Source organism: Verrucomicrobiia bacterium (assembly GCA_035495615.1).
In the GTDB taxonomy this organism is placed as follows: domain Bacteria; phylum Omnitrophota; class Omnitrophia; order Omnitrophales; family Aquincolibacteriaceae; genus DATJFP01.
In genome coordinates this window covers 1-24,455 of record DATJFP010000009.1, presented here as the reverse complement: position 1 = coordinate 24,455, position 24,455 = coordinate 1, and the positions used below count along the sequence as shown (strand labels likewise).

10 protein-coding genes and 1 tRNA gene are annotated in these 24,455 nt (G+C 60.3%); 10 read left to right on the top strand and 1 reads right to left on the bottom strand.

Going from position 1 to position 24,455, the window contains the following annotated elements:
- Positions 1-194: 194 nt before the first annotated feature.
- The 6 genes from VL688_00950 (at position 195) to VL688_00925 (ending at position 5,483) form a co-directional block, all read left to right on the top strand.
- The gene (locus tag VL688_00950; GenBank protein HTL46607.1) at positions 195-806 is read left to right on the top strand and encodes a helix-turn-helix domain-containing protein; all 612 of its coding nucleotides are present in this window, start codon (positions 195-197) and stop codon (positions 804-806) included.
- A gap of 81 nt (positions 807-887) precedes the next feature.
- Positions 888-1,406, top strand: coding sequence for a group 1 truncated hemoglobin (locus VL688_00945; GenBank protein ID HTL46606.1), 519 nt, complete (start codon positions 888-890; stop codon positions 1,404-1,406).
- Positions 1,407-1,421: 15 nt separating this feature from the next.
- The gene (gene glgA, locus VL688_00940; GenBank protein ID HTL46605.1) at positions 1,422-2,885 is read left to right on the top strand and encodes a glycogen synthase GlgA; all 1,464 of its coding nucleotides are present in this window, start codon (positions 1,422-1,424) and stop codon (positions 2,883-2,885) included.
- Positions 2,886-3,062: 177 nt separating this feature from the next.
- Positions 3,063-4,676 carry a sensor domain-containing diguanylate cyclase gene (locus tag VL688_00935; protein HTL46604.1) on the top strand — a complete coding sequence of 538 codons (1,614 nt, stop codon included), beginning with the start codon at positions 3,063-3,065 and terminating at the stop codon, positions 4,674-4,676.
- A 1-nt stretch (position 4,677) separates the two neighbouring features.
- Positions 4,678-5,154, top strand: a complete 477-nt coding sequence (locus VL688_00930) for a YbhB/YbcL family Raf kinase inhibitor-like protein (protein ID HTL46603.1) — start codon at positions 4,678-4,680, stop codon at positions 5,152-5,154.
- A 252-nt stretch (positions 5,155-5,406) separates the two neighbouring features.
- Positions 5,407-5,483, top strand: a tRNA-Arg gene (locus VL688_00925).
- Positions 5,484-5,623: 140 nt separating this feature from the next.
- On the opposite strand, the gene VL688_00920 is transcribed toward VL688_00925, so the two are convergent.
- Positions 5,624-6,802 carry a patatin-like phospholipase family protein gene (locus VL688_00920; protein HTL46602.1) on the bottom strand — a complete coding sequence of 393 codons (1,179 nt, stop codon included), beginning with the start codon at positions 6,800-6,802 and terminating at the stop codon, positions 5,624-5,626.
- Positions 6,803-7,381: 579 nt separating this feature from the next.
- Between VL688_00920 and VL688_00915 the strand changes: the two genes are divergently transcribed.
- The 4 genes from VL688_00915 to VL688_00900 all read left to right on the top strand — a co-directional run.
- Positions 7,382-8,047, top strand: coding sequence for a hypothetical protein (locus VL688_00915; GenBank protein ID HTL46601.1), 666 nt, complete (start codon positions 7,382-7,384; stop codon positions 8,045-8,047).
- 110 nt (positions 8,048-8,157) lie between these two features.
- Positions 8,158-11,334, top strand: a complete 3,177-nt coding sequence (locus tag VL688_00910) for a fused MFS/spermidine synthase (GenBank protein ID HTL46600.1) — start codon at positions 8,158-8,160, stop codon at positions 11,332-11,334.
- Between the two features lie 124 nt (positions 11,335-11,458).
- Complete coding sequence (locus VL688_00905) at positions 11,459-16,738, top strand: hypothetical protein (GenBank protein ID HTL46599.1); 5,280 nt, start codon at positions 11,459-11,461, stop codon at positions 16,736-16,738.
- Between the two features lie 275 nt (positions 16,739-17,013).
- Positions 17,014-24,455 (top strand): alpha-amylase family glycosyl hydrolase (locus VL688_00900; GenBank protein HTL46598.1); only part of this gene is annotated, 7,442 nt, incomplete at its 3' end.

Genomic DNA, 24,455 nt, shown 5'->3' with positions numbered 1-24,455 from the left:
CACGATGAGAAACTCTCTTTCACCTTCAAGCATATTCTAGCGTCCCTGCACGGCGGCTTTCTTCTTTTTCTCCCGGTTTGTGGCCTTCGAAATCGTGTGTTATCTTTTCTTTCCCAATCGCATCTCCGGGCTTTTGAGCGCGATTCGAAACTATGAGCAAATTCGCCAAAGCACTGCAAAAGATACAGAAGGACATGACGGCGTCCCAGGGCCCCAGCCCCGCGGCCTCCGCCGAGGCCAAAGCCGCGCCCGAACGCGCCGCATCCACTCGCCTCGAAAAGCATCATTACATGACCGCGCAGGAAGTCAGCGAGTATCTGAAGCTGCCGGTTTCGTCTGTCCATCAATTGACGCGTCTGGGCCGTCTCAAGCCCACGGGGAAGGGTGACGAGGCCCTCTACTCCAAAGAAACCATCGACGCTTATCTCAGCCTGGTTGCCGACACCATGGCCGAAAGACGGCCCGGCGGCAAAGAAAGACGCGTTCACGCCAGGCGCCGCTGTTTCATCCAGGCCCACGCCGTGGTCACGCTCGGCGCAGACGTATGGATCGGCGAAGGCGTGGTGCTCAACATGAGCGAAGACGGCCTCCTTTTCGAATTCTGCAAAGACTTCGAGCCCGAGATCCCGCATGCTAAAACCGGCTCCGTCACACTGCGGATCAAACCCGAACCGCACGGCACCGAAGAATACGAACTCGAAGGCAATGTGGCGCGCTTTTCGCTGTACCCGCAGGCGCGTTTCGGAATCCGTTTTCCCGAACCCGTTCCCGCGGCATTCCTCGACGACGTCGCCCCCGGTTCCTGATTTCACATCCCGCTATTGCCTTGAAGCCCCCAAAGGCGATACACTAGAACCCGTTCCTTAACCCCTCAAGCAGGAGGCCGCATGTCCCGAAGCATCGTCTTTTCCGCCGTCATTTTTTTAAGCTCCCTTTTTTCCGCCCGCGCCGTTTTTGCCGAAACCGAAGCTTCGGCTCCCGTGTCGGCACAGGAACAGGCAGCGTCTCCGGCTCCGGCTGAAGCCTCACTTTATGAAAGGCTGGGCGGGGAACAGGCCATCGCGTCCGTCGTGGAAGTTTTCACGGCCAAGGCTGCCTCCGATCCCAAGGTAAACTTTACGCGGCAAGGCACGCCGAAACCCTGGAACGCGACCCCGGAAAAGGTGGAAGTCTTCAAGAAGCACATGACGCAGTTCATCGCGGGCGTGACGGGCGGGCCTCAGGTTTACGAAGGCAAAGACATGGTGACGGCGCATGCGGGCATGAAGATCACTCACGCGGAATTCGACGCTTTGGCCGCGGACCTCAAGGCCGCGCTCCAGGAGTTCAACGTGCCGCAAAAGGAACAGGACGAACTGCTCGCGCTCGTGGAAACGACGCGGGGCGCGATCGTCGAAGAAGCCTAACCCTCAGGCATTATCATGAAGATTCTTTTCGCCGCCTCGGAAGCGGTCCCGTTTTCGAAGACGGGCGGTCTCGGCGACGTCTGCGGGGCGCTGCCCAAGGCCTTGAAAAAACGGGGCCATGACGTGCGCGTGATCTTGCCGCGCGCCTGGAACATCGACAAGGCCAAAGCCGGCTTGAAGCCCGTGCTGTCCCCGATGGGCGTGTCGATGGGGCAGGGCACGGTCTGGTGCTCGGTGCTCGAAGGCAAGGTGGGCGACGTTCCGTTTTACTTCGTCGAGCATGAAGGCTATTTCGGACGCGCCGGCCTTTACGACGACGGCAAGCGGGAATATGCCGACAATGCCGAGCGTTTTGGTTTTTTTTCGCGGGCCTGCCTGCAGCTTTGCAGGGACCTCCCATTCCAGCCCGACATCCTCCATGCGCATGACTGGCCCACGGCGCTCGCTCCGGTCTACCTCAAGACGCTCGAATTTTTAGATCCGTTTTTCCGGGAAACCGCTTCCGTTTATTCGATCCACAATCTGTCCTATCAAGGTGTCTTCCGGCCCGCGTCTCTCCCTTTTCTCGGGCTTTCCGGCGAGTTCACCGAATCCAAGCTCGAGGCCTTCGGGGGGCTGAATTTCATGAAGGCCGCGATTTTTTTCTCGGACATGATCAGCACTGTGAGCCCGGCCTACGCGGAGGAGATCCTTTCGGAGCCGGGAGGCAACGGGCTGTCGGTTTATCTGCAGCGGAGACGCGGGGACTTGCTGGGGATTTTGAACGGCGCGGACTACGAGCAGTGGGATCCGGCCAAGGACCGCCTGATCCCGGCGCGGTATTCCCCGCGCGACATGGCCGGCAAGGCGGTTTGCAAGCGGGAGCTCCAGAAAGAATTCCTTCTTGAAAATGCGGCCGATGTTCCCGTCATCGGCGTGGTCTCAAGATTTGTTTCGCAGAAAGGCCTGCAGCTTCTGGCGCCCGTGATCAAGGACCTGGTCCGGAACATGCGCGTCCAATTTGTCCTCCTGGGCAGCGGGGAAAAAGGCCTGGAAGATTTTTTCGGCGGCCTGCCTGCTGAGTTTCCGGGAAAGGTCGGGGCATGGATCGGCTATGACGAAGGCAAGGCGCACCGCATCGAGGCGGGCGCGGATTTTTTCCTGATGCCGTCGCTTTACGAGCCCTGCGGCCTGAATCAGATCTACAGCATGAAATACGGCACGCTGCCGATCGTCCGCGCGACCGGCGGCCTGAAAGACACGGTTCGTTCCTACCGCGAAGACCTGGGCACCGGCACGGGTTTTTGCTTCGAGGCCGCGCATGCCGGAGCCATTTACAACACCGTGGGCTGGGCCGTCAGCACGTATTACGACCGGCCGCGCCACGTCGAAGCCATGAGAAAGGAAGCCATGGCCCAGGATTTTTCCTGGGAAAAGTCCGCCCTCCGGTATGAAGAGATTTATGAAAAAGCCCTTGCAAGACGTTCTTTATGGACATAAAGAACTCTGTCGCATGGACGGGGACAGGTTTTTAAACCTGTCCCCACGAGTTTGAATGCACAAGGCCTGTTGTAAGCGTGGGAGCTTTTGCCGGTCTCCCAGCCTTGTGAAACATGTCCATGCCGGGTAAGCTTTGGAAAACGGCCCCCTTCACCTCTTATATATAGAAGAGCGGCGATGACGCCCAAAACGGAAAAGCAGTACAAGGAAACGATCAAGCGGCTGGAAAAGCGGCTGTTTGATTTCTTCATCCTCTCCCAGGTCGGCAAAGCCCTCATTTCCCTCCAGGACCTCCAGGATCTTGCCGCGGTGTTTGTGTCTTCGGTCCAGGACGCGGTCGAGGCCGTCAATGCAAGCCTTCTTATTTATAATCCCGAGACCCAGACGTTCACGCACGAGGCTTCGGTCGGGCTTTCGACGCCGGCCGCGGAGCTGCGGGAGATCACGTTCAAAAAGCAGGAAGGGGTGCTGTGGCGGCTCCTGAACGGCGGCGAACCTTTCATGATTATGGATTCGTCCGGGCAATACCGTTTCCACGACATGATCAAGAAGGCCCACCTGGATCTTCTCGAATCGCAGATCTGGGTGCCGCTCATGGTCAACAAGGGCCTGCGCGGCGTGCTCGCGCTCGGCGAGAAAAAAGACGGGGAGCCCTACGACCACGGCGAGACCGTGTTCATCGCGCATCTGGCGAACCAGGCCGCCATCGCCATCGACATTGCCATGACCGACCTGCAGAAGAAAAAAGCCTCCGTCGCGCTGCAGAAGAAAATGGAGAACCTCTCGGTCCTTTACGACGTTTCCAAAGCGCTGAACTTCACGAACAATTTCCGGAATACGCTGCTCCTCATCCTGGACAAGTCCCGCAACGCGGTCAAGGCTCAGAAAGGCTCCATCATGCTGCTCAACAAGGAAACCAACGAGCTGGAGCTGATGGTGGCGCGCGGCATCGACGAGCTGACGGACAAAAAGCTGAATGCCGCGGAAATCGCGACCACGAAAATCAAAGTGGGCGAGGGCGTGGCCGGCAAAGTCGCCAAGACCAAGAAGACCATCGTGCTCGACAATACGAAAGAGGACGAGCGCTTCCTTCCCTCCGTCTCGTCGAATGTGAGCAACATCATCTGCCTGCCGCTGGTCGTCAACAACGAATGCATCGGCGTCATGAACATCACCAACAAGCAGAACAACGAAAAATTCACCGAAGAGGACATCGAGCTGCTCAGCACGCTGGCCGGCCAGGTCGCGATCACGATCAACAACGCGAACCTGTATAACCTCGCCATCACGGACGGTCTCACGCACTTTTTCATCAAGCGTTATTTCGACCAGGTGCTTTACGACGAGCTCCTGCGCGCCAAGCGTTACGGCCGCCCGCTTTCGGTCATCATGATCGACATCGACGATTTCAAGATGTTCAACGACCGCTACGGGCACCAGCAGGGGGACGTGATCCTGGCCGCTACCGCCAGCCTCTTCCGCCAGACGATCCGCGAAACCGACACGCCCTGCCGGTACGGCGGCGAGGAATTCATGTTCCTTCTCCCGGAAGCGGACGCGGCCAAGACGGGCATGCTGGCCGAGCGCATGCGCAAGATCGTGGAAGAGCATTCCTATCCCGGATTGCACGGTGAGCCGCTCAAGGTCACGGTCTCGCTGGGCATTGCTTCCTTTCCCGCGGATGCCGAAAGGCCGGACGACCTGATCAAAAAGGCCGACCTCGCGCTCTACAAAGCCAAGACCTCGGGAAAAAACCGCATCGTGCTGTATTCGCCCCGCCTGGAAAGCTGACATGCCGCTCGCTCTCGTCAGTAAGGCGTTCACCCATTGTTCAGCGATGCCCAGGAAATTCACCCGCGAAGGCGCCAATGCATCGCCGCCTCTTGCCTGGTCCGGGGTGCCGCAAGGCACGGCCGGCTTCGTGCTTCTCTGTGAAGATCCGGATGCGCCGGCCAGGACCTGGAGCCACTGGGTGCTCTTCAATCTTCCGGCCTCGCTCGACGCGGTCCCGGAAAACGTCGCGCGCGATCAAAAGCCCGCCTTTGGGGGCGTGCACGGCACCAACGATTTCGGAAGCGCGGGCTACGACGGACCGTCGCCGCCGTCGGGTTCTCACCGCTACTACTTCAAGCTTTTCGCGCTGGACGCCCCGCTCGAGCTGCCCGCGGGTGCTTCGCGTGACAATGTCCTGAAAGCGATGGAAGGGCATGTGCTTGGAAAAGCGGAGCTCGTTGGGGTGTATACCAAGGGCAATGCTGCGGCGAGATAGGGTCCTGCCTGAGTTCTTGCGTTAACAGCCTTTCCTTAATTATACTAAGCAATTTCTCGGCCTATTCCCAAGACCACGCGCGCTTATCGAATAGGTCTTTAAATTTATAGTTCGCCCCGTCTCGGCTTGAGGAAAGCCTCGCGGGGAAGCCGGAATTGATTTATTGGGCCGCACTTGCGCCAGTTGCGCAAGTACGGCTCCGTCGCGATTAAGGAAATCGCGCACGGAGAAGCCCAAAAAACTTTGTTTTTTGGGCCCGTAGCTCAGTTGGATAGAGCATCAGCCTTCTAAGCTGAGGGTCGCTGGTTCGATTCCAGCCGGGCCTACCATACGTTGCATGGACGGGGACAGGTCCTTGGACCTGTCCCCATGGGCTTTGGAAAAATCTGGGGCCGCGGACCGCGCTGGGGATGCCCGCCGTGATCCTGCCGCAAGTCATCCTGACCGCCTGGATCTTCAACCGGGTCTTTTAAGACTCGCCTTTTTTCAGGAAAGAAAACCACCGCCTGCCGTTCACGCCGTCCCCGAGGAAAAACGCTGTCAGCTTTTCGTGCTGCGCCTTGGCGTCTTCGTATCCGAGATGGATCAGCTCGCGGATGAATTTTTCGTGGAACATGAAGCGCGTGTGGCGGCGCTTGACCTGCTCGCCGTGTCCGTAGATGGCATCCACGGAAGTCTGCTTGATGCGCTTGGAAGGATGGAGCTGCAGAATTTCGGTGGGGCGGTAATGCGACGGCATGGCCTCTTCGTGGAAGAGGGGAAGGCGGTCCAGGCCTTTTTCCAGGCGCCGGTTTTTGCGGGAGAGGTCGTGGTAGAACTGGTTGAAGGCCTCGATCTGGATGGCCTCGTCGGTGGCCGCGTCTTTGCTCAGGCGGTTGAGCAGCATGCGGATCACGTTGGAAATGCGCGGCCGGAAAGACGGGGAATAAGACGGCAATTCGTCCGGGTACGGCTTATCGGTCGCAATGGTCAGGATGCGCGTGGCGCCCATGGAAATGGCCGCGCTGAGCGGGCGGTCGAGGTTGACAGAGCCGTCGAGAAAGTAGCGGTCGCCGACGCGTACCGGCGGCATGAAGATCGGAACGCTGCAGCTGGCTGCGATGTGAGGCACGGTGATTTTTTCCACCTTGGCCAGCGAATGGAAGATGTTCCAGCTGATGGCATGCGGACCTTCCAGGAACCAGCAGCACCGGCCGGAAACAAGCTCCGTCGCGACGACGCCGATGCCGAGCGTGGCTTTTTCCGCCATGGCCTTTTCCAGGTGGGCACGGACAAAGCCGTTACGGATGACGTTCAGCATGGGCTTAGGGTCCAGCAGGCACCAGGTCGCATGGCGATCCTCTTTCGCCCGCAGTTTCTCGCGGCAGAAGAGCAGGAAGGCGTTTTTCAGCATGTTGCCGTGATAACTCGGGATGTGGAAGCCCATCCACAGTTCTTCGAGCCACAGGCGGCTTTTGCGCGCGTCCAGCGCCTGCGCCGCGTAAAAGCTGGTGTTCAGCGAGCCGCAGGAGCAGCCCGTGAAGATCTGGAAAGGGCTGCGTTCCTGGTGCGAGAATCTCTCGTGGATGTATTTGAGCACGCCCACCTGGTAGGCGCCGTGAGCGCCCCCGCCGGTACAAACGAGCCCGAAAACAGGTTTAGGTTTCATAAGCTAATTTTACCTTATAAAAGAAGAGTTCCAAAAGAGAGATCGGGTTCTGACCAAGGTTTCTTCAGTCCGGAAGGGAGTTGTGCTATCTTATAGGTAATATCCCGGAGACGTGGTCCGGCCCAAAACCGGCCCGGATCCGGAACAAATCCAGGAAAGGAGACGAAGACCGAACACGAATTGACGGAAGCTGGAACGGAAAGACCTTGGGACAGGAAACGGGATTTAACCCCTCCATCCAATCGTGAACATGCCGATAAACCCAGTACAAAATGCAGGCAACACCCCCTGCGTTCGCTCTTGAAATCCAGCTCCAATCCGAATACCATGGCGGCTTAAAGCCGCACCCTCGCGAAGCGCCGGACGGCGGACTCGCGAGTGATTTCAACCTATCGGGGCCAAGGGTGGGCCCCGGCCTCTGACCCATGAGGATCCGGCCCGGCACTTGAAGTGTCCGGAAGACCCGAAGAAAGAGGACACCGGGCCGAGGGAGCGATTGCGGAAGTCTCCCGCGTGAGACCTGGCGGCAAATGCCGCCCCGGGCAGAGAACGACAACGAAAGAAGGAAGCGTAACGATTATGAAACCCAAATTGTTTGTGGGCAACCTGAGTTTTGACACCAAAGACGAAGAATTGAAGAAACTGTTCGAACCCTACGGCGCCATCGAAAGCGTCACTGTCATCGTGGACAAGAGGACCGGAAAATCAAAAGGGTACGGTTTCGTCCAGATGGTGGAAGGCACGGATGCGGCGCGCGCGCTGGAGCTGAGCGGCCGCGAATTCATGGGCCGCGACATCGTCGTGACCGAAGCGGAGTCTCCGCGCGAAGGCGGCGGTCCCCGCCGCGGCGGGCGGGGAGGAAGGGGGCGCGGCCGCCAGGACCGTTTTCCCAAAGAAGACACGCATGACCGGAGCTTTTACCATCGCCCGGATTCGGTGGTCACGCTGATCAAGGCAAAGCCGGAAAAGAAAAGCTGGTGGAAAAAGCTGCTGGGGCTTTTCGCGCCGCCGAAGAACAATCACAAGCCCGCGGCCGCCGCGTCTACCGCGTCGTCCTACGGCTCCCATTCGCACGGCCATCGTGACCGGCAAGGGCATCACGACAGGCAGGGCCACAATGATGACGGGTCCCGCCGCCGTTTCCGCCGCCGCCGGCGCCGTCCCCGCGGGAACCGGCCGGGGAACCCCAACACGGTCCGCGACTCCTCAGGACCTTCGGCTCCGCCGCCCGCGCCGCAGGCCTAGCTTTTCGGAACCCCGCCCCTCAAAAGGGGGCGGGGTTTTTTATTGCAGGCTCCAGTTTATCCGCCCGGAAACCGAAAATATAGCTCAACCTTCCAACCCCAAAGGACAGCATGACGGTCAAGACTTCCGCAGGCGTTTCGGCCCGTGACAGCCAGCTCAAAAAGACCATCCTGGCCTGCTTTTTCATTTCCGGGATTTGCGGGCTCGTCTATCAGGTCGCCTGGCTGCGCGTCCTTTCGTTGGTCTTCGGCAATACGACGTTTGCGACCAGCACGATCCTTTCCAGCTACATGGCCGGCCTGGGGCTGGGCGCGCTTTATTTCGGCAACCGCATCGAGACGTCGCAGAAACATCCCGTGCGGCTTTATGCCCTGCTGGAAGGCGGCGTGGGCGTCTACGCATTCCTGAGTCCGCTCCTGTGGAAACTCATCGAGTGGGGGGCCGTCGGCTTTTACCGCACCTTCGAACCGTCTTATCTCGTCTTCAATATCTTCAAATTCGTCCTGGCCTTTGCCGCGCTGTTTCTCCCCACGTTCCTGATGGGGGGCACGCTGCCGCTCATTTCGCAGTATTTCGTGCGCGACCGTGAAGACACGGGCCGCTATGTCGGGCTGCTCTACGGCCTCAACACGCTGGGTGCCGTGATCGGCGTGCTCGTCAGCGGGTTCTACGCGATTTATTTCATCGGCGTGTGGCAGACTGTGCTGCTGGCCGGTGCGATGAACCTCATCATCTACGCGGCCCTGAAAGATTTCGCGGCCGGGGAAACGTATGCGCCTCCGCCCGCGGCTTCCGCGGCCGGCACCGGCATTCCGGCAAGGAGCGCGTGGAAACAGGTTCTCCTCATCCTCTTCGGGTTTTCCGGCGCCGTTTCCATGATGTACGAGCTGGCCTGGACGCGCGTTCTGGCCATCGTGCTGGGCAGCGCTGTCTATTCGTTTACGGTCATGCTGGCCACCTTCCTTCTCGGCATCGCGCTCGGAAGCTGGATCTTCAGCCAGGTCTCCAAAAAAATAAACGGCGATCTCGCGCTTTTTTCCGCCATGCAGGTGCTGACCGCCGTCTCCGTCTTCTGGGGCATCAACCAGTTCAACGAAATGCCGTACGCGTTCGTGCGGACCTATGCCTGGGCGCACGACAATCCGCTCGCCATGGAATTCGGAAGGTTCATCCTATGCTCGCGCATCATGATGCTGCCCACGCTTTTCATCGGCGCCATGTTCACGTGCTTCATCGAGGTGACCCGCAGCTCGGATTCTCTGGGCCGCGACGTGGGCGGTTCGTATTTCGCCAACACGATCGGCACGATTTTCGGCGCGGCCTTGACGGGATTCTGGATCCTGCCCGCCATCGGCATTCAGAAGACCTTGTTTCTCGGCGCCTCGATCAACGGCCTGATCGGTCTGATCACGTTCCTCGGGCATCGCCCGAATTTACAGCCCAGGCGGCTCGCGCCTTTTGCCGTGCTCTTTCCGGCGCTCATCGCTTCCGCCGTGCTCGTGAAGCCCTGGAACCTGACCATGATTTCCAGCGACACAGCCGTGAAGCCGGGGGATGTCGTGCATCTGTCGCGCCAGCAGTTTTTCGGCGCGTTCCGCGAGCGTGAGATCATTTATTACAAGGACGGCCTGAGCGGCACGGTCACGGTCGTGAGCCTGAAGGACAACCGCTCGCTTGCCGTGAACGGAAAAGTGGATGCGTCGAACGGCGATGCCTTTACCCAGTACCTGCTCGGGCATCTGCCCATGATCCTGCACGGACCCGCGGAAAAAGCGCTTGTCATCGGTCTGGGCAGCGCGTCCACCGTGGCCGCGGTGGCAGCTTATCCCGTGAAGGAGATTCACGCGGTGGAGCTCGAAAAGGCGGTCGTGGAAGCGTCCTCGTTTTTTCCGGATCTCAACCGCGACGTGCTCAAGGACCCGCGCGTGAAACTGTTCGTCAACGACGGCCGCAATTTCCTCCTGGTGCAGCCGGAGCCGTACGACGTGATCGTATCGGAGCCGTCCAACCCGTGGATGGCCGGCGTCGCCAATCTTTTCTCGCTCGAGCATTTCAAGAACATGAGCCGGCATCTCAAGCCGGGCGGCATCGCTTGCCAGTGGCTGCATGCTTACAGCATGTCTCAGAGCGATCTGGCCATGATCATCAAGACTTTCAGCCAGGGCTTTCCGCACGTGCAGCTGTGGACGTCCTATTTTCCGGACCTGATGCTGATCGGCTCGAATGATCCGCTGGTCATCGACGAGGAAAAAATCAAAAAGGCTTTCGACGAGATTCCTCTCGTCAAGCAGGACCTCGGGCCCTATGGAACGCAGACGCCGGAGTCGCTGGCCGGTTCCTTTGTCCTGGACGACGCGCAGCTGCGGGAGATTTCCAAAGACGCGGGCGTGCATACCGACAACAAGCCCATCCTCGAATTTTCCGCGCCGCGCAACCTGTACCGCCAGACGCTCGATAAAAATTATCTCTTCATGGAGGCGCTTCGCAATTTCGACTACACGCCGTTTAAGATCGATCCGCCGCCCGCGAAGAACCTGTATTTCTACCAGCAGGTCGCGCGCTCGCTCCTGTCCAAGCGTATGTACCGCGACGTGGCGGGCGCGCTGGAAAAAGCCAAAGCCATCGATCCGGACAGCGCTGAGAATTTCCTCTTGGCCGGCATCCTGGAATATTCCATGGAGCGTCCGGACTCAGCCCTGGTCTATTTGAGCGAGGCGGCCGGGCGCGGGCTCGACAGCGCGGAGCTGCATTATTACAAAGGCCTGGTGCTCAAGAAAATGAACGACGCCGACAAGGCGCTGGCCGAACTCAACCAGGCGGTCACGCTGGCTCCGGACGAAACGCGTTTCATGAAAGGGCTGGCCGACACGCAGTTCGATCTGGGACATTATCAGGAGGCGCTGCCGCTCCTGGAAAAAGTGCTCGCGGCAAAAAAACACGATTTCGAAGTCTCGAACAAGATCACGGACATCAAACTGCGCCTCCTCGACGCGCCTGCGAAAGTCGAGGCCTTGCAGGACATGATCCGCCGTTACCCGCGCTTTCCGCCGAGTTACCTGCAGCTCGGCATCCTGTACGAAGAACTGCATCAGCTGCCCGAAGCGCTCGAAGCTTACCAGACATTCACGCATTTTGTGCCCGATCAGGCCGGCGTTTATATCAGCATGGCCCGCGTCCACGACGGGCTGGGCCAGAACGGGGAAATGGTCGCGGCCATGAAAAAGGCGGTCAAGCTCGAGCCCGGCCTCGCGAACAATCCGCAGGTCCAGAAAATCCTTCACGGTTAAACCGTTCTCTCCATTCTTGCTTCTCTTTATTTATAAGCGGCAATCAATTTCTAGCATCTATTAGGCGTCCCGCCTGTCCCGTGGCACTCTATACTATAGAAGCTTCTTAGGAGGAGTGTGTCTTGTGACGGTGAAAGGCGGATTTAAAAAGCGCAGGGGCGGGCTTTTTTTTAAAGGGCTTGCTTTGGGGCTGGCCGCGATGCTGGCCTTGGAGATTCCTTGCCTGCCTCCGGCCTTTGCGCGGGAAGCGGCCGCGGCGCCGGCGGCCGGAAATCTTTTCCACGATCTCACGGCCGTGACCCTTCCCTCGAAAGCCGGCCGCATCGAAGAAATCTACCGCGGCACCGGCTCCGAAATCGTGGTCCTGATCCAGGACGCCCACGCCATTCCCGATGCCCAGCACAGCATTTATAAAACGCTTTCTTTTTTTCAGTCCTCGTACGGCATCGACCTCGTGGGGCTGGAAGGCGCGGCCAGCGTCCTGGACCCGCAAATTTTTCAGAGCTTTCCCGATCCCGCGCTCCTGCGCAAAACGCTCGGCGCTTATGGCAAGAGAGGCGAACTTACGGGCGTGACCGCTGCGGCGCTTCTGCCGGAAAATGCGGCGCAGCGCGGCATGATTTTCCAGGGTATCGAAAACGGGGACTTGTATGAGAAGGGCATCGCTGCATTCCTGAAAGCGCTGGCGGCCCGCGATTCGCTTCTCGCGCAGGTCGGCGGCCTTTCCGAAGCCCTGCGCAAAGAAAAAGAAACGGTTTACTCGTCCGACCTTCTCGCCGTGGACAAGGCGCTCGAAGAGTTCCGACGCAACCACACCGGCCTCCTGGACCTGCTGGCCCGCCTCGCCCAGGCGCTTCCGCCGGAAAAAGGATCGCGCCTCGCCGTGCTGCTTGAAGAACAGCAGGAGAGCGGCAGCCAGGTCCCGCTCGACATCGAAGTGCGCGAGATCGCGAAGAAAATCCAGAGCGCTTTGCACCAGCTGCCGCCGTCGCCGGAACTGGAAAAGGACAGACAGGCGCTCAGCGCCGCGTGGCAGCAGTTCAATGTCTCGGAAATCCCGGCCCAGGAATTCGGGCTCCTGCTGAAAAAACTGGCCGCCCGATACAAGATCCGGACGGACGCGTCCCAGGACCTGCGGCGCCGCGTCGGGCGCCAGAAAAAAATGAAAGACATCCAGGGCACGCAGCTGTTTTCAGACCTCGAACGCTACGTCGAGGACGTGAAGGAATCGCTTTTCAAATCACCGGAAGAAAGAACGCTCGATGCCCGCGGCCGGAAACTGGAAGCGCTCGAGCGCCTGGCCCGCCTCGAAATCACGCAGGACGACTGGACGCTGATCCGGGACTTCATCCGGAACGTGCAATCCTGGACCGTCGCGCAGGACGGCATTGCCGGGGAACGGGACATGCACGAGCTGGTGGGGCTGATGAAGCCGCACCTGGAATTTTACGAGCTGGCGCAAAAGCGTGACGAGGTTTTTTACGAGCGGGCGAGCGCGCTCATGCAAAAGAACGGCCGGGATTCCATGATGATTGTGGCCGGCGGCTTTCACACGGAAGGACTGACGCGCAAGCTCAAAGCCAAAGGGGTGTCTTATGTGCTGGTGACGCCCGCGATCGAAGAGCTGCCGGAAGACAATGCCTATCTGGATCAGATGCAGGGCAAGGTTTCATGGAGTTCTTACTTCCGGATCGAAAACGGGAAGGTCAATCTTTACGACGCCTTTGTGCGCGGGCTGCGCGACGAGCTGTTAAAGGCGGAGAATGGAAAACTTCTCAAGCCCTGGCGCGATCAGCTTCTCCGCGACCTCGCGGAGGCGGGCCGCATCGAGGACGCGCGCCGGTATACCCGCTTCTTCGACGAGCTTGCCGCGGACAGACGCGAACGCGTGCGTGATGCCTGGCTTGCCAACATCGACGGCTTCGCGGACAAGGCGCGCGGGCTGCAGGAGAAGGGAACGCTTGACGGCCCCGCGGTCCTTCAGGCGCTCGAAGGCCTTGTCTCCGTCCCCCAAGTCACGGCCGCCGCGCTCTCGCAGGATTTTGCCGATCCCCGGAATCTTCCTGCGCTCCGCCTTTCGCCTGAGGTTCCCGCGGCCGCGAAAAGCGAACTGCGCGAGCAGGGGGCGCTGCTGGACGAATATGGCCTGGATGCGGGCTTTTTCGATTATCTGCGGAGTGACGAACTCGGAAAGTCTCTTGCTCTGAGCCTGAAGGGTTTTCTGCCGCAGGGCAAAACGCTCGACATGAAAATTTACAAAACCTCTTCGCTCGGCCGGCCGGAAATTTCGCATAACGTGGCGCTTTCGGTGGACGGTACGCTGCTCGGCGATTTTACGTTCCGCCGTTCCCGTCAAACCCTGTGGGTCGACATGTTCCATCCGTATTCCGCGCTGAACGCGGATTCGCCGCTGCGCCAGCTGAAAATTCCTCAGCTTGCGGTCCGCTGGCTCGCCCTCCTGGCTCGCACGCAGGGCGATTTGCTGTCCGTGACCACGTCTTCTTCTCCGCTGACGCGCCTCATGCTGATGAATCTGGACCGCCAGGTCTCGGTGAAAGGAAAGCCTTATTTCCAGGACGATTTCCGCAGCGGGGCACTGGGGTTCTATTCGCAGGCCGTCACCGGGAATCTGGCTGTCCGGCTGGAAAGCGGAAAAAAGGCGGACGTGGCGCTCGACTATGCCGGCGGCGTTTACCGCGTCACGGAAACGTCCGTGCCTGAACTCAAGGACCGCGAAGTCCGCGTGAGCGAACGGGGAGAAGTGTTTTCAGGCCGTGAAGGCGGCGAGCTCCTGGGACGCGTGGAAAACTTTGGCTGGACCGTGACAATCGAGGGAACGCCGCTTGCTCCCGCGCCGCATGCGGAATTGCGCGAGGCCCAGGACCTTCTCTGGATCGAAGCCCCGGAAGCGGTGATCCCGCCTGAAGATTTCGCCGCGGTGCCGCGTCCTGAATCCGAAGTCGGCCCTGACGCTATCCGCGGCAAAACGTCAGGCCGCGCCGAGCTGCGGACGATGCCGGATTCGCCCGAGTATGCGCAATACGGTCTTACGCCCGAATTTTTCGATTACCTGGCTTCCGACGAGCCGGACAAGACCTACGAAGTGAATCTTACCGGCTTTCTTCCGGAGGGGAAGACCCTGCGGCTTTCGATGGCGAAAACGCAGTTCCATCACATGGTCGACGTCAAAGTCGACGACAAGAAAATCGGCGAGATGAATTTCAACCATAATGAGGGCACGGTTTATCTTGATGCTTTTTATCCTTACAAAGAACTGGCCGGGGACGCGGTGGAGAGGAAGTGGAAAATCCCCACGGTTTTAGTACGGTTCATGGCGCTGATCGCCGCGCGGGAAGACCGCTACCTTTCCATGACCACGGCGTCGATGCCGCTGATTCACATCTTTCGTAAAAACCTGGGCGATCAAATTTTTGTCAAAGGGCAGCCCTACAGCCAGAAGGACATGGCCGAAGGCGAGATCGGCTTTTTCGATCACGACATTGTGGGAAACGCCTATAACACCGGCGATCTCCATGTCTCCCTGGATACGGGGACCCAGGGGATCGCGAGCCTTTATTACGACAAGAATCAGAAAATATATACCGCCAAGCAGTCCACGCTTGTGCCCTTGCTTCACCTTCAAGTCCAAGTGGACGATTTCGGCCGCATTTTCACGCCCAAATCCGCGGACCCCATCGGCCAGGTGAGCACCTTGACGGGCTTGGTCACCATCCGCGGCAAAGTCGTGCCGCCCGGCGCCGAGGTTCCCAAAGCGGAGGGGGCCGGAGAAGCAGCCAAATCGGAATTGCGGACGCTGGACAGAGACCCGGCCGCGTACCGTGAAGCCCAGGTTATCCCACGGATCCTGGATCCGCGGTTTGCCGCGCTCCGGTTCCAGCCTTTTGCGGGCAAGCAGATCGTCAGCGAGATACGGGCCTTCAGGGACGCGGTCCGGGAAAACGGCGCGGACTTCGCCGAAGAAAATTACCGGGCCATGGAAGACAATCAGAACAAAAGCCTGAGGGCTTCGCTGCCGCTGCAGGATGGGCGGTTCCTCCATATCACTTTTGTACCGACGAATAAGGCAGGGGATGAAGGCCGCTTCATTTTCCGCGTCGCGGACAGCGCCAAGGCCAACGGGCGCATCGTGGGTTATTCCGGATTTACCCTCAACAGCGACCGCGTGAACCTGGGCTTCCACATCTTCCGCGCCTTCCGCGGGGAAAATTTCGTGAACGAGGTTTTTTACGCCGGGCTGGGCGTTCTTTTCAACCGCTACGGCAAACAAACCTTCGCCGTGCATGAGCAAAGCCAGATCGCGGACGACAATCCCGCGGAGCAGGCCAAGAAAGTGGCATTTTACCTTCGCCGCGGCTTCGTGCCCGATCAATCGCATGAAACGGCGGACAATTATCTGGGCCGCATTCTCGGCGAAAGCTACGCGCTGACGAAAGAGGATGCCGTCCGCATCCTGACGACAGGCCGCCAACCCAGTTTCAACGCCGTCTGGGAGTTGACACTTCCTAAGTCGGAATTGCGCGATCTTCTACCGGCTGCGGCCGCGCTGATTCCTTCGGCTTATGAGGCTGAGGCGCGGCGGCTGCTGCGGCTTCAGACTGTAATGGACGCCAAAGAATTTTCTGAAGTCTGGCTCCGTCTTTCCGCCGCGCGGGGCATTGACGGCGCGAAAAATTATTTGAAGGAAGCGGTGCTCGTGGCCTTTGCCGCGTCCGTGAGCGAAGAGGAATTCGTGTGGACGAACGAGGCGCTGGAAATCCGGCGGCGCGAGGTCCAGGCGCTCCTGGCCACGCTCGACCAGATCAAGGACAAGAGCTTCACGCTCGGCCTTGCGCTCACCGAAGGCGCCGCGGCCGGCGAGACCTCGATGTTCGGGCAGTTGGCGCGCGTCCTGCAGCAGCATCCGGGCCGCGTTTCGGAAATGGCGTTTAATTTGAAATTGCCCGCGGCTTACCAGGAACGTTTCCGCGCCCTGGACATCCACCTTCGGCCCGTCAACTTGTCACGCTCGATTATTCCCATGAACGACCAGGCGGGCGTGCCGCTGCTTGTGGCCGGGCAGCTGGCGGAGGCCGTGGACCGGATCTTTGTGCCGCTTAACATGAACAAAGACACCATCGACGATCCTCTGCTGCTCGATTACGCGGAGCTGCTGCGTTCAGTCGCGGCCCTTCACCTTGCCGATCTCATCGCAGGCGACGCAGCGCTGCTCAAGGATCCGGCTCGGCTCAAGGCCTCGCTGCTCGCGCGGCTGCTGCGTTTCGACAACGGATTCCAGAACATCCTCAAAAATAACACGGACGGCTGGGGCTTCACGGTCGAAGCCGCGGTCGCCCGTGCTTATCTCGCGGCGCAAGTCGCCGAAGCCGTGGCTCAGGCGGCATAAAGAGAAAAGAATGTGCCGCGAATCCGGAGAGAACCGTCCTGGTTCTCCCGGACTGTCCCATCGCGATGGGCGATGGGGGCAGGCTGCATAAGCCAGAAACGTTCAAAAGCGGCCCGGAAATCGATTTTCCTCGGCTAGTAAATTCGATCACGTCTCATCAAAAACATCCGGCCTTCTTCACCCGATTTTGGGTTTTTTCCTCCTTCAGTTACCCTTTTACCCTTATATAAGTTAATGAAGTCTCATCCGGATTTTTAAAGGAGATTTTCCCCCGCATGCCCGTGAGTTTCAGACGCTTCACCGCCGCCTTTTTATGCCTGGCGCTGCTTGCCGCGGACCCGACCTATGCCGCGGGCGCCGCGTCTTTGTCCCCGGACCTGGGCATTCCGTCTTCGCTGGGCCGCATCGAAGAATTCCACCGAGGCCGTTCCGGCAAAACACTCATCTTCATCCAGGACGCGCACGATTCGTTCGAAGCGCAGACGCACATCGCGGCGCTCGTCCGCCATCTGGTGGAGGAACGCGGCGTCCGCACGGTTTACGAGGAAGGCTACGAAGGCGCCGTACCGACCGACGCGTACTTCGGCTTCATTGCCGATCCCGCGCTCAAAGAAAAAGTCTCGTACTTCCTGATGGACCAGCTCCGCATTGGCGGCGCTGAATACGCGCACGTCAACCGCACGCGGGATTTCAAGCTCATCGGCGCGGACAGCATCGGGCTCCATTTGAAAAACATCGGGAAGTACCGCGAGGCCGCCGAAGCCCGCGATGAAATCCAGTCGGATCTGGCCGCGCTCCGTCGGCCGCTCGAAATTTTGGCCGCGCAGGTTTTTCCGAAGGAGCTTAAAGAGTGGCGCCGGCTCAAGGACCGCTATGACGGCGGAAAACTGGATTTGCCGTCCTATCTCAACCGGTTCGAAGCGCTCGCGGGCGGAAACCCACCCGCTTCCATCGCGCTTCTTCTCGCCGCGGCAAAATCTTCCAAGCCGGAAGACCAGGCCCGGGCCGAAGCACTCGACCCGGTCGCGGTATTCCGCGATCTTGATGCGTGGGAAAACGCCTTTGCGGCCGCGAAGCTTCAAGACGAACGCGGCCGGAAAATCTTCGGCCTGCTGAAGCGTTTGAAATTGCTCGAGCGCCTGAACCGCATCGAGGTTTCCGCGGAAGAATACCAGGCCGCCCAGGACGCGCTGCGCGGGCTGAAGACGCAGGCCATCGCGGACTTCATCGCGCGCGAGACACACAAGCCCGTCCTTCTTTCCAAACGCTGGGAAAATTCGATCGAGAATGCGCTGCTCTTTTACGAAACCGCCCGCGCCCGCGACGCCGCGGTCAAGGCCGCGCTCGAATCCTTCGCGGCTTCGGAGGAGTCCACCGCGGCGCTTGTCTTCGGCGGCTTTCACAAAGACCGGATCTTGGCGCATCTCAAAGAGCTGGGCCTGTCCTATGCCGTGGTTTCTCCGCTGATCTCGGGAGAAGACCCGCGGCATCACGCGTATTACGAGCAGCTCATGTCGGACGGCAATCATCCTTTCGAAATCCCGTACCGCGTGAGCCGCGCCTCGCGCAATGCCTCCATCTTTCTCGTGCCCGCGGGCCAGGCGGAATTGCGCGCGGTCACCCAAAGCGTCGAGCGTTTTGCCGGAAGCCCTCTGGAAATCCTGACGCGCCAGGTGGAAGGAGACCTGGCGGACCGGGTGCGGCGCGGCGAGCTGCGCACCGCCGCTGAAAGCGGGGCGCTCAAGGAATTTTACCTCCCGCTCGCGGCCATGATCGCACTCGGCGTGCGGCGGGAAGAAACCACCAAAGGCCCGGCGCCGCAAAAGATCTTTCAGGTCCTCCGCGAAAAGGATTTTGCCTTTCTCGCCACGCTGCCGGAGAAGGAAACGCGCGCGTATCTTCCGCTCAAGGCTTTCCCTGTGACGCGGGACATGCCCGCGGCCGTGAACCCGGGAGAATTCGTCGTGGTCTACGAACGCCTCGCACATCAGTACATCGCGGCCCGCGTGCTCGGCGCGGAAGGCAAGACCTACACGGCCGGCGAATTTGCCGCGCTCGCCCGCGCCTCGGCGCCGGCTCTCCCGGCTGAGAAGGCTTACCGCTATTTTGCGCCCACGGTGACCGATTGGGGGCTGGTGATGGAAGCGAACGGGCTTGCGGCGAGCACGCCGGATGCACCGGGGGCCTATTCTCTCGACGAAGTGCAGGGCAAGCCGTTCGAACACCTGCCCGTGGACAAAAGAAAAGAATCGAACACCCGTGCCGGGATTCTGTACCGCCTCGCGGCGGCTCAGGGCAGCGGAGCTTCTTACGGCCGCGCGGAAGTCTGGGTGGAAGAGAAAAAGGCCTGGCTGAGTTTCGAAGACACCATGGCCTACCGCCGCCAAAGGGCCGAAGTGCCGGCCTCGCTGAATCTGCATCATTATCTGACGCAGCGCGCGCTGGTGCCGAACAATCGCCGGCCGGACCGGCCGATTTCGATGCGCGAGCTGGACGCTTTGGCAGGCGGGCACGAAATCACGGGCATCGCGCTTTTGCCCGGCGGCGGCTTCGGCGATCCCACGGAATGGTGGCACAACACCACGCTGAAGCGCGACGCAAGCGGGCGCATCATCGATTTCGACGTCAAAAAATACATGGAGCCCGCGCGGCTCCGCATGGCGCCGTTTCACGAGGGCGTGGACGTCTTCATCGCAGTGAATGAATACGGGGACTTTGCCTACGTGCCGCCCGGAACGGGCGTGAGGTCCGCGGCCGAAGGACGTGTCGCTGCGATCATCCCCGATGTGATGGGCGAGACCGTCGTAGTTGAGCATCCCCTGCGCAACGCGTCCGGGGACAGGGCTTATACGCTTTATTCGCATGTGAAATCCAAAGTCCGCGTGGGCGACCGCGTCACCGAAGACACGATCGTCGCGGAAATCGCGGACCCGGGGCCGGAGTGGAAAGGCGCGCCGCCTCATTTGCATTTCAGCCTGATGTGGGTGCCGGAAGATTTCGAAAAAACCGCCGGACGGAAACTGGACTGGTCCGAATACCACAAAGAATTCATGCCGTACAATCCGTTTTTCATGCCGTTTTACCTGGCCGACATCCAGCATGGCCTTCCGATCCGCGACGCGGCCGTGCCGCAGGGCATGAAGATCCTGGAAAGGCCGGACGACCCGCTCCAGAACATCGCGGATGGGCTGACCGCCATGCTGCGGCCCGCGTATCTCGAATTCATTTACAGTTTTTCCGAAGGAAGATCGGCCGGCGGCATCATCCTTCCTCCGTCCGGCCCGTCCGCGCGGCAGATCGAGCTGCTTCAGACGATCCTCGACCTCTTCGAGCTTCTTGGGCCCAAGGCCGAAGGCGCGCGTCCCATGCTGCTGACTTTTCTCAATGCCGTGGAAAAACTGCGCGTGGCCCATGGGAATTTTCCCGCGGGAATCCGGCGCGCGCTGCGGTCCATCGACGGCGCGCCTGCCGTGCCGTTAATTTCACACTCGAAAACCATCGCGGACAAACTGGCGGCCCTTCTCCGGCTGAGTGATGACGAGTACGTCCAGGGGCTGGCCATCGAGCTTCTCGGTGAACTGGGGCCCGCGGCCGGGGACGCGCTGATGAGCCTGGCCATGCAGATGGGGTTTTACGAAGGCAAGGCCGCCCAGCAAGGCCCTTTCCGCTTTTTTTATCCGCTGCTCGCGGTGCTCGGCGCGCTCGGGCAAATCCGTTCGGAGTATCCGGTTTCCCTGCTCGAGGAGTTCACGGCCTCGCCGCATCATGAGGCTCTGTTCGAGCATCTGAACCACCCGCTCCAGCAAAAAGCCCAGGACGCGCTCCGCGCCATCCGGGAAAAAACCGCCGCGCCGGTTTCCTCCGGGGACCGCCAGGTCTCGCGCCTCATCAGCCTGATCAAGATCAGCGCGTTTCTCTACCGCCAGGATCCGGAAGCGGCGCCCGCGCTGTTCAGCCTGTACAGCCATGAAATCCGCGACCGGCTCTTCCAGCTCGGTCCGCGCGCGGTCAAAGCCGGGCCGGCTTTGGGCGAGCTCGCGGAAGCGGCTTCCCGCGCGGGCGACGGTGCGACCGTGGAACTGCTGCAATACCTCATGCGCGTCATCGGTTTTTATTTCGACGAAATCCCGCGCAAGCTCGCCGGTGAGTTTTACATTCCGGGCCTGGAAATCCGCGCGCAGATTTTCCAGGCACTCGAAGTGCTGGACGGCGAAGTCGTGGTGACCGTGCGCGTGGACGGCTGGAAAGTCGAGGCGCACAAGGAATCGGCCGGCCTCGAATTTGATTTCAATGTGAAGCAGGAACTCTGGAACCCGGAAGCGTTCCGCCGCGATGCCGAGCGGTTTCTCCGCGAACGCCTGCGCCTGAATGCCCAGGGCTTTCTCAGCCGGGATGATTTTTATTACGGGCCGCTCCGCGAGCTGCCCACGCTGGCCGGCGCGTCCGCGCTGCATCCGGAGGAAAAACCCACGAACACGATTACCATCACAGACGACCCTCCGCATGCGGAATTGCGCGTGCCATCTCCGGCCCGCGGGATTTTGCGGAAGCGCGCCGAACTGAGGACAAATCTCGAAAGCCCGGCCATCCTGGAGGACATCCGCAGCCGGGGAGCGTTGGTTTTTCAGTGGAACGCGCGCGAGGAAGGCAAGCGCTTCGACCAGATCTCGGAAGCGACGCTGCGCCGCCGCGTGAAACAGAAAGGCTACAACGTCATCTGGATGACCGGCATCTGGAAGCCCGGAAAGTTCACGGAAACGTTCAACAAGATGTGGGACCCGAAGCGCGTGGGCTCCGCGTACAGCATCGAAGACTATGTGATCAACCCGGACCTGGGCGACGAGGATTCTTTCATGGCCTTTGTCGACCGGGCGAACCGGCTCGGCATCAAGGTGATCACGGATTTCATTCCCAACCACATGGGCGCGGATTCGACGTGGATCCAGGAAGACCCGCATTATTTCCTGCAGGGCGGCCCTGAAGACGAAGCCACGGCCTCGCTCGACGATTACACGAAAGGCGGGCAGGCCGGTTTTGTGCAGCGGCTTTACTTCATGGCCGCGGGCCCTGACGGTCCCGTGAAAATTTCGCACGGCCGCGACGTGGGCGGTCCGTGGATCGATACGGCGCAGCTGGATTACGCCTACCCGCCGCTCCGCCCCAAGCTCCTGGAAACCATGCGCAAGATCATCCGGCTGACGCGCGGCGGCGGCCTGCGCCTGGATGCGGCCGACCGGACGACACGCGCCGCGTTCCTGAAAATGTACGGCCGCGACATCGGAACCGAATTCTGGCCGGACGCCTTTGCCGCGCTCAAGGCGGAATTTCCCACGGCCCTTTTTGCCTCGGAAACTTTTTGGAACGACCAGCAGGCCTTCCTCAATTTCGGTTCGGATTATGTCTATGACATTCCTTTTTACAATCTCGTCGTCGGCACGGAAAAACCTTCCGCCCAAGAGATCACGCGCCACCTCACGCACACGCCCTTCGACACGCAAAAAACCCTGCGTTCGATCGAGAACCACGACCTGCCGGACGGGATGCGCGTGCTCGCGCTGCTGGGAAAGCCCCGGACGCAGGCCGCGGCGATTCTCATGCTGGCCGGCGGTCCGGGCGCGGTCATGCTCTACGACGGGCAGATCGAAGGCCGCACCAAGGAAAAGCCCTCCGCGAAACATGTCACGCTGCACAAGCGGCGGGAAACGTTCGACCGCGGCCTGCAGAAGTTTTATGAGGTGTGGCTGAAGCGCACGCACGACCCGCTGTTCCGCAAAGGCGAAGCCTTCGAGATTGCACCCGGTCTGGCCCAGCGGGGCATCGTGGCCGTGCGCCGCAGCTTCGAAGGAAGGGAAGCGCTGGTGCTGGTCAATTACAGCGCCTCACGCGCGCGATTGGATTATGCGCCCGAGGGCGCGGCCTGGGGGATGAAGGGGGAGGAAGCCCAAAAGGCGCGCTGGCGCAATGCCGAGACGGGCACGGCCCGCCGTTTCGCCCGCGCTTTCGGCTTCGACATGAAGCCCTGGGAATACCGTGTTTACTTTTTGGAAAAGCCGGGCCGCACGGAATTACGCGCCGAAGACGGCGCGCCGCAAGCCGGACAACCGGCCCCGGACAATCTCGAAAGGACTTTCAATTTCGCGGTCCTGGCCACGGACCTGGCGATTGCTTCCGCGGCGGGCGCGCTTGCCGTGTTTCTCGTGACGCTGCGCCTCGACTTGGGGCTTGCGGGCCTGGCCTTCTGGGGCGCGACGGTCCTGCCCACGGTGATTGGGCTCGGCATACTCAAAGCGCTTTATTACCCCTGGGCCAAAATCAGCACGCGCTGGCCGACTTACGGATGGGGAATCCCTTTCGCGGGGCTCTTCGGCGGCGCGGCTGCGTGGGCCGTTCAGGCGTGGTGGGGCTCGGGGCCTCAAGTGCAAGCCTGGCTTTCTTCCGGCATGTTGTCCGCGGCCGCGGGCTTTCTGATCATCAAATCCCTCCATGATTTTTTCCATGCGCTTTTCTTTGGCGACTTTGATCTCGCGGCGGAGCAGGATGACCTGCCGCGCAAGCCCAACCGCATCCACCACTACACCGAGACGCCCTCCCATTACGAAATCGTGTCCCGGCCCGACGAATACACGGAAATCAAAATTTACATTTTCAAGGGGGATCATCCGAATCTCTCTATCGTGCGCAACCGTTACCTGGGCGAAGGCGAGCAGCGCATCGTGGAACGTTCCGAATCGCTGAAACGCGATGGAGAAACCATCACCGTGCGTGCGTGGAACGAAATCGAAGATCCCGGCCTGTCCCCGGCGCGCAATCTTTCGGATGCGGACGTGCTGGCGTCATGGAAGGAGTGGGCGGTTTCCATGATGGACCTCATGGACGAAATGGCCGCGGAAGTTGTCATGCGCGGAGGTGTCGCGGAAGATGATGCCCTTCGCCAAAGACTCGCGGAAGAAGTGGGCGCGATCGAGACGTATCTGAAACGCGCGGAGCTGCGGGCGGATGACGAAACGGCCGGAGAAGCGGAAGCCGAACCGGAAGTGCGGGACCCTCTGGAAAGAATCGTGATCGGCGAGACCGCCGCGGACTGGAAAGAGGCGCAGAAAATCATGCGCGCGGCCGGAGCTGAACTGGATGCGGGCCAGGAAAGAACCCTGCTCGCGGCCTTGCATGCCCCGAATCTCGAAACGGCCGAAAGGCGCCAGCTGCTTGATTTTCTTTCGACCCAGTATCTCAATCTCATCCGCTACGTCGCCAGAGGCATGAAGCTCGAAGGCGAGGCGTTCGACGAAGCCGTGCAAAACGGGTTCTTCGGGCTGGTGGAAGGCCTTGTGAGATTCGATCCCGCGCATGAGACGCGCCTGTCCACGTATGCCGTGTGGTGGATCCGCCACGCCATCCAGCGCGGCGAGTCCCTGGAGACGCGCCCGCTCAGCGAACATTACCGGAACAAACGCAGGCTCGTAGGACAGACGCGCGCCAAGCTCTCGCATCAGTTCGGCCGCGAACCGTCGCTGGAAGAGCTTGCCGAAGAACTCCATGTCGGCGTGGACGATCTCATCACGCTTCTTTCCATGCCGTCGCGTCTGGACTCGCTCCAGCGGCCGCTGACTTCCGACACCGAAACTACGGTCGGCGCCATGACCCAGGACCGGGAAACCGAAACGCCGCTCGAAGAAATCCTTTCCACGGAAAAGCACGCCGTCAACAAGGCGGAAATCCT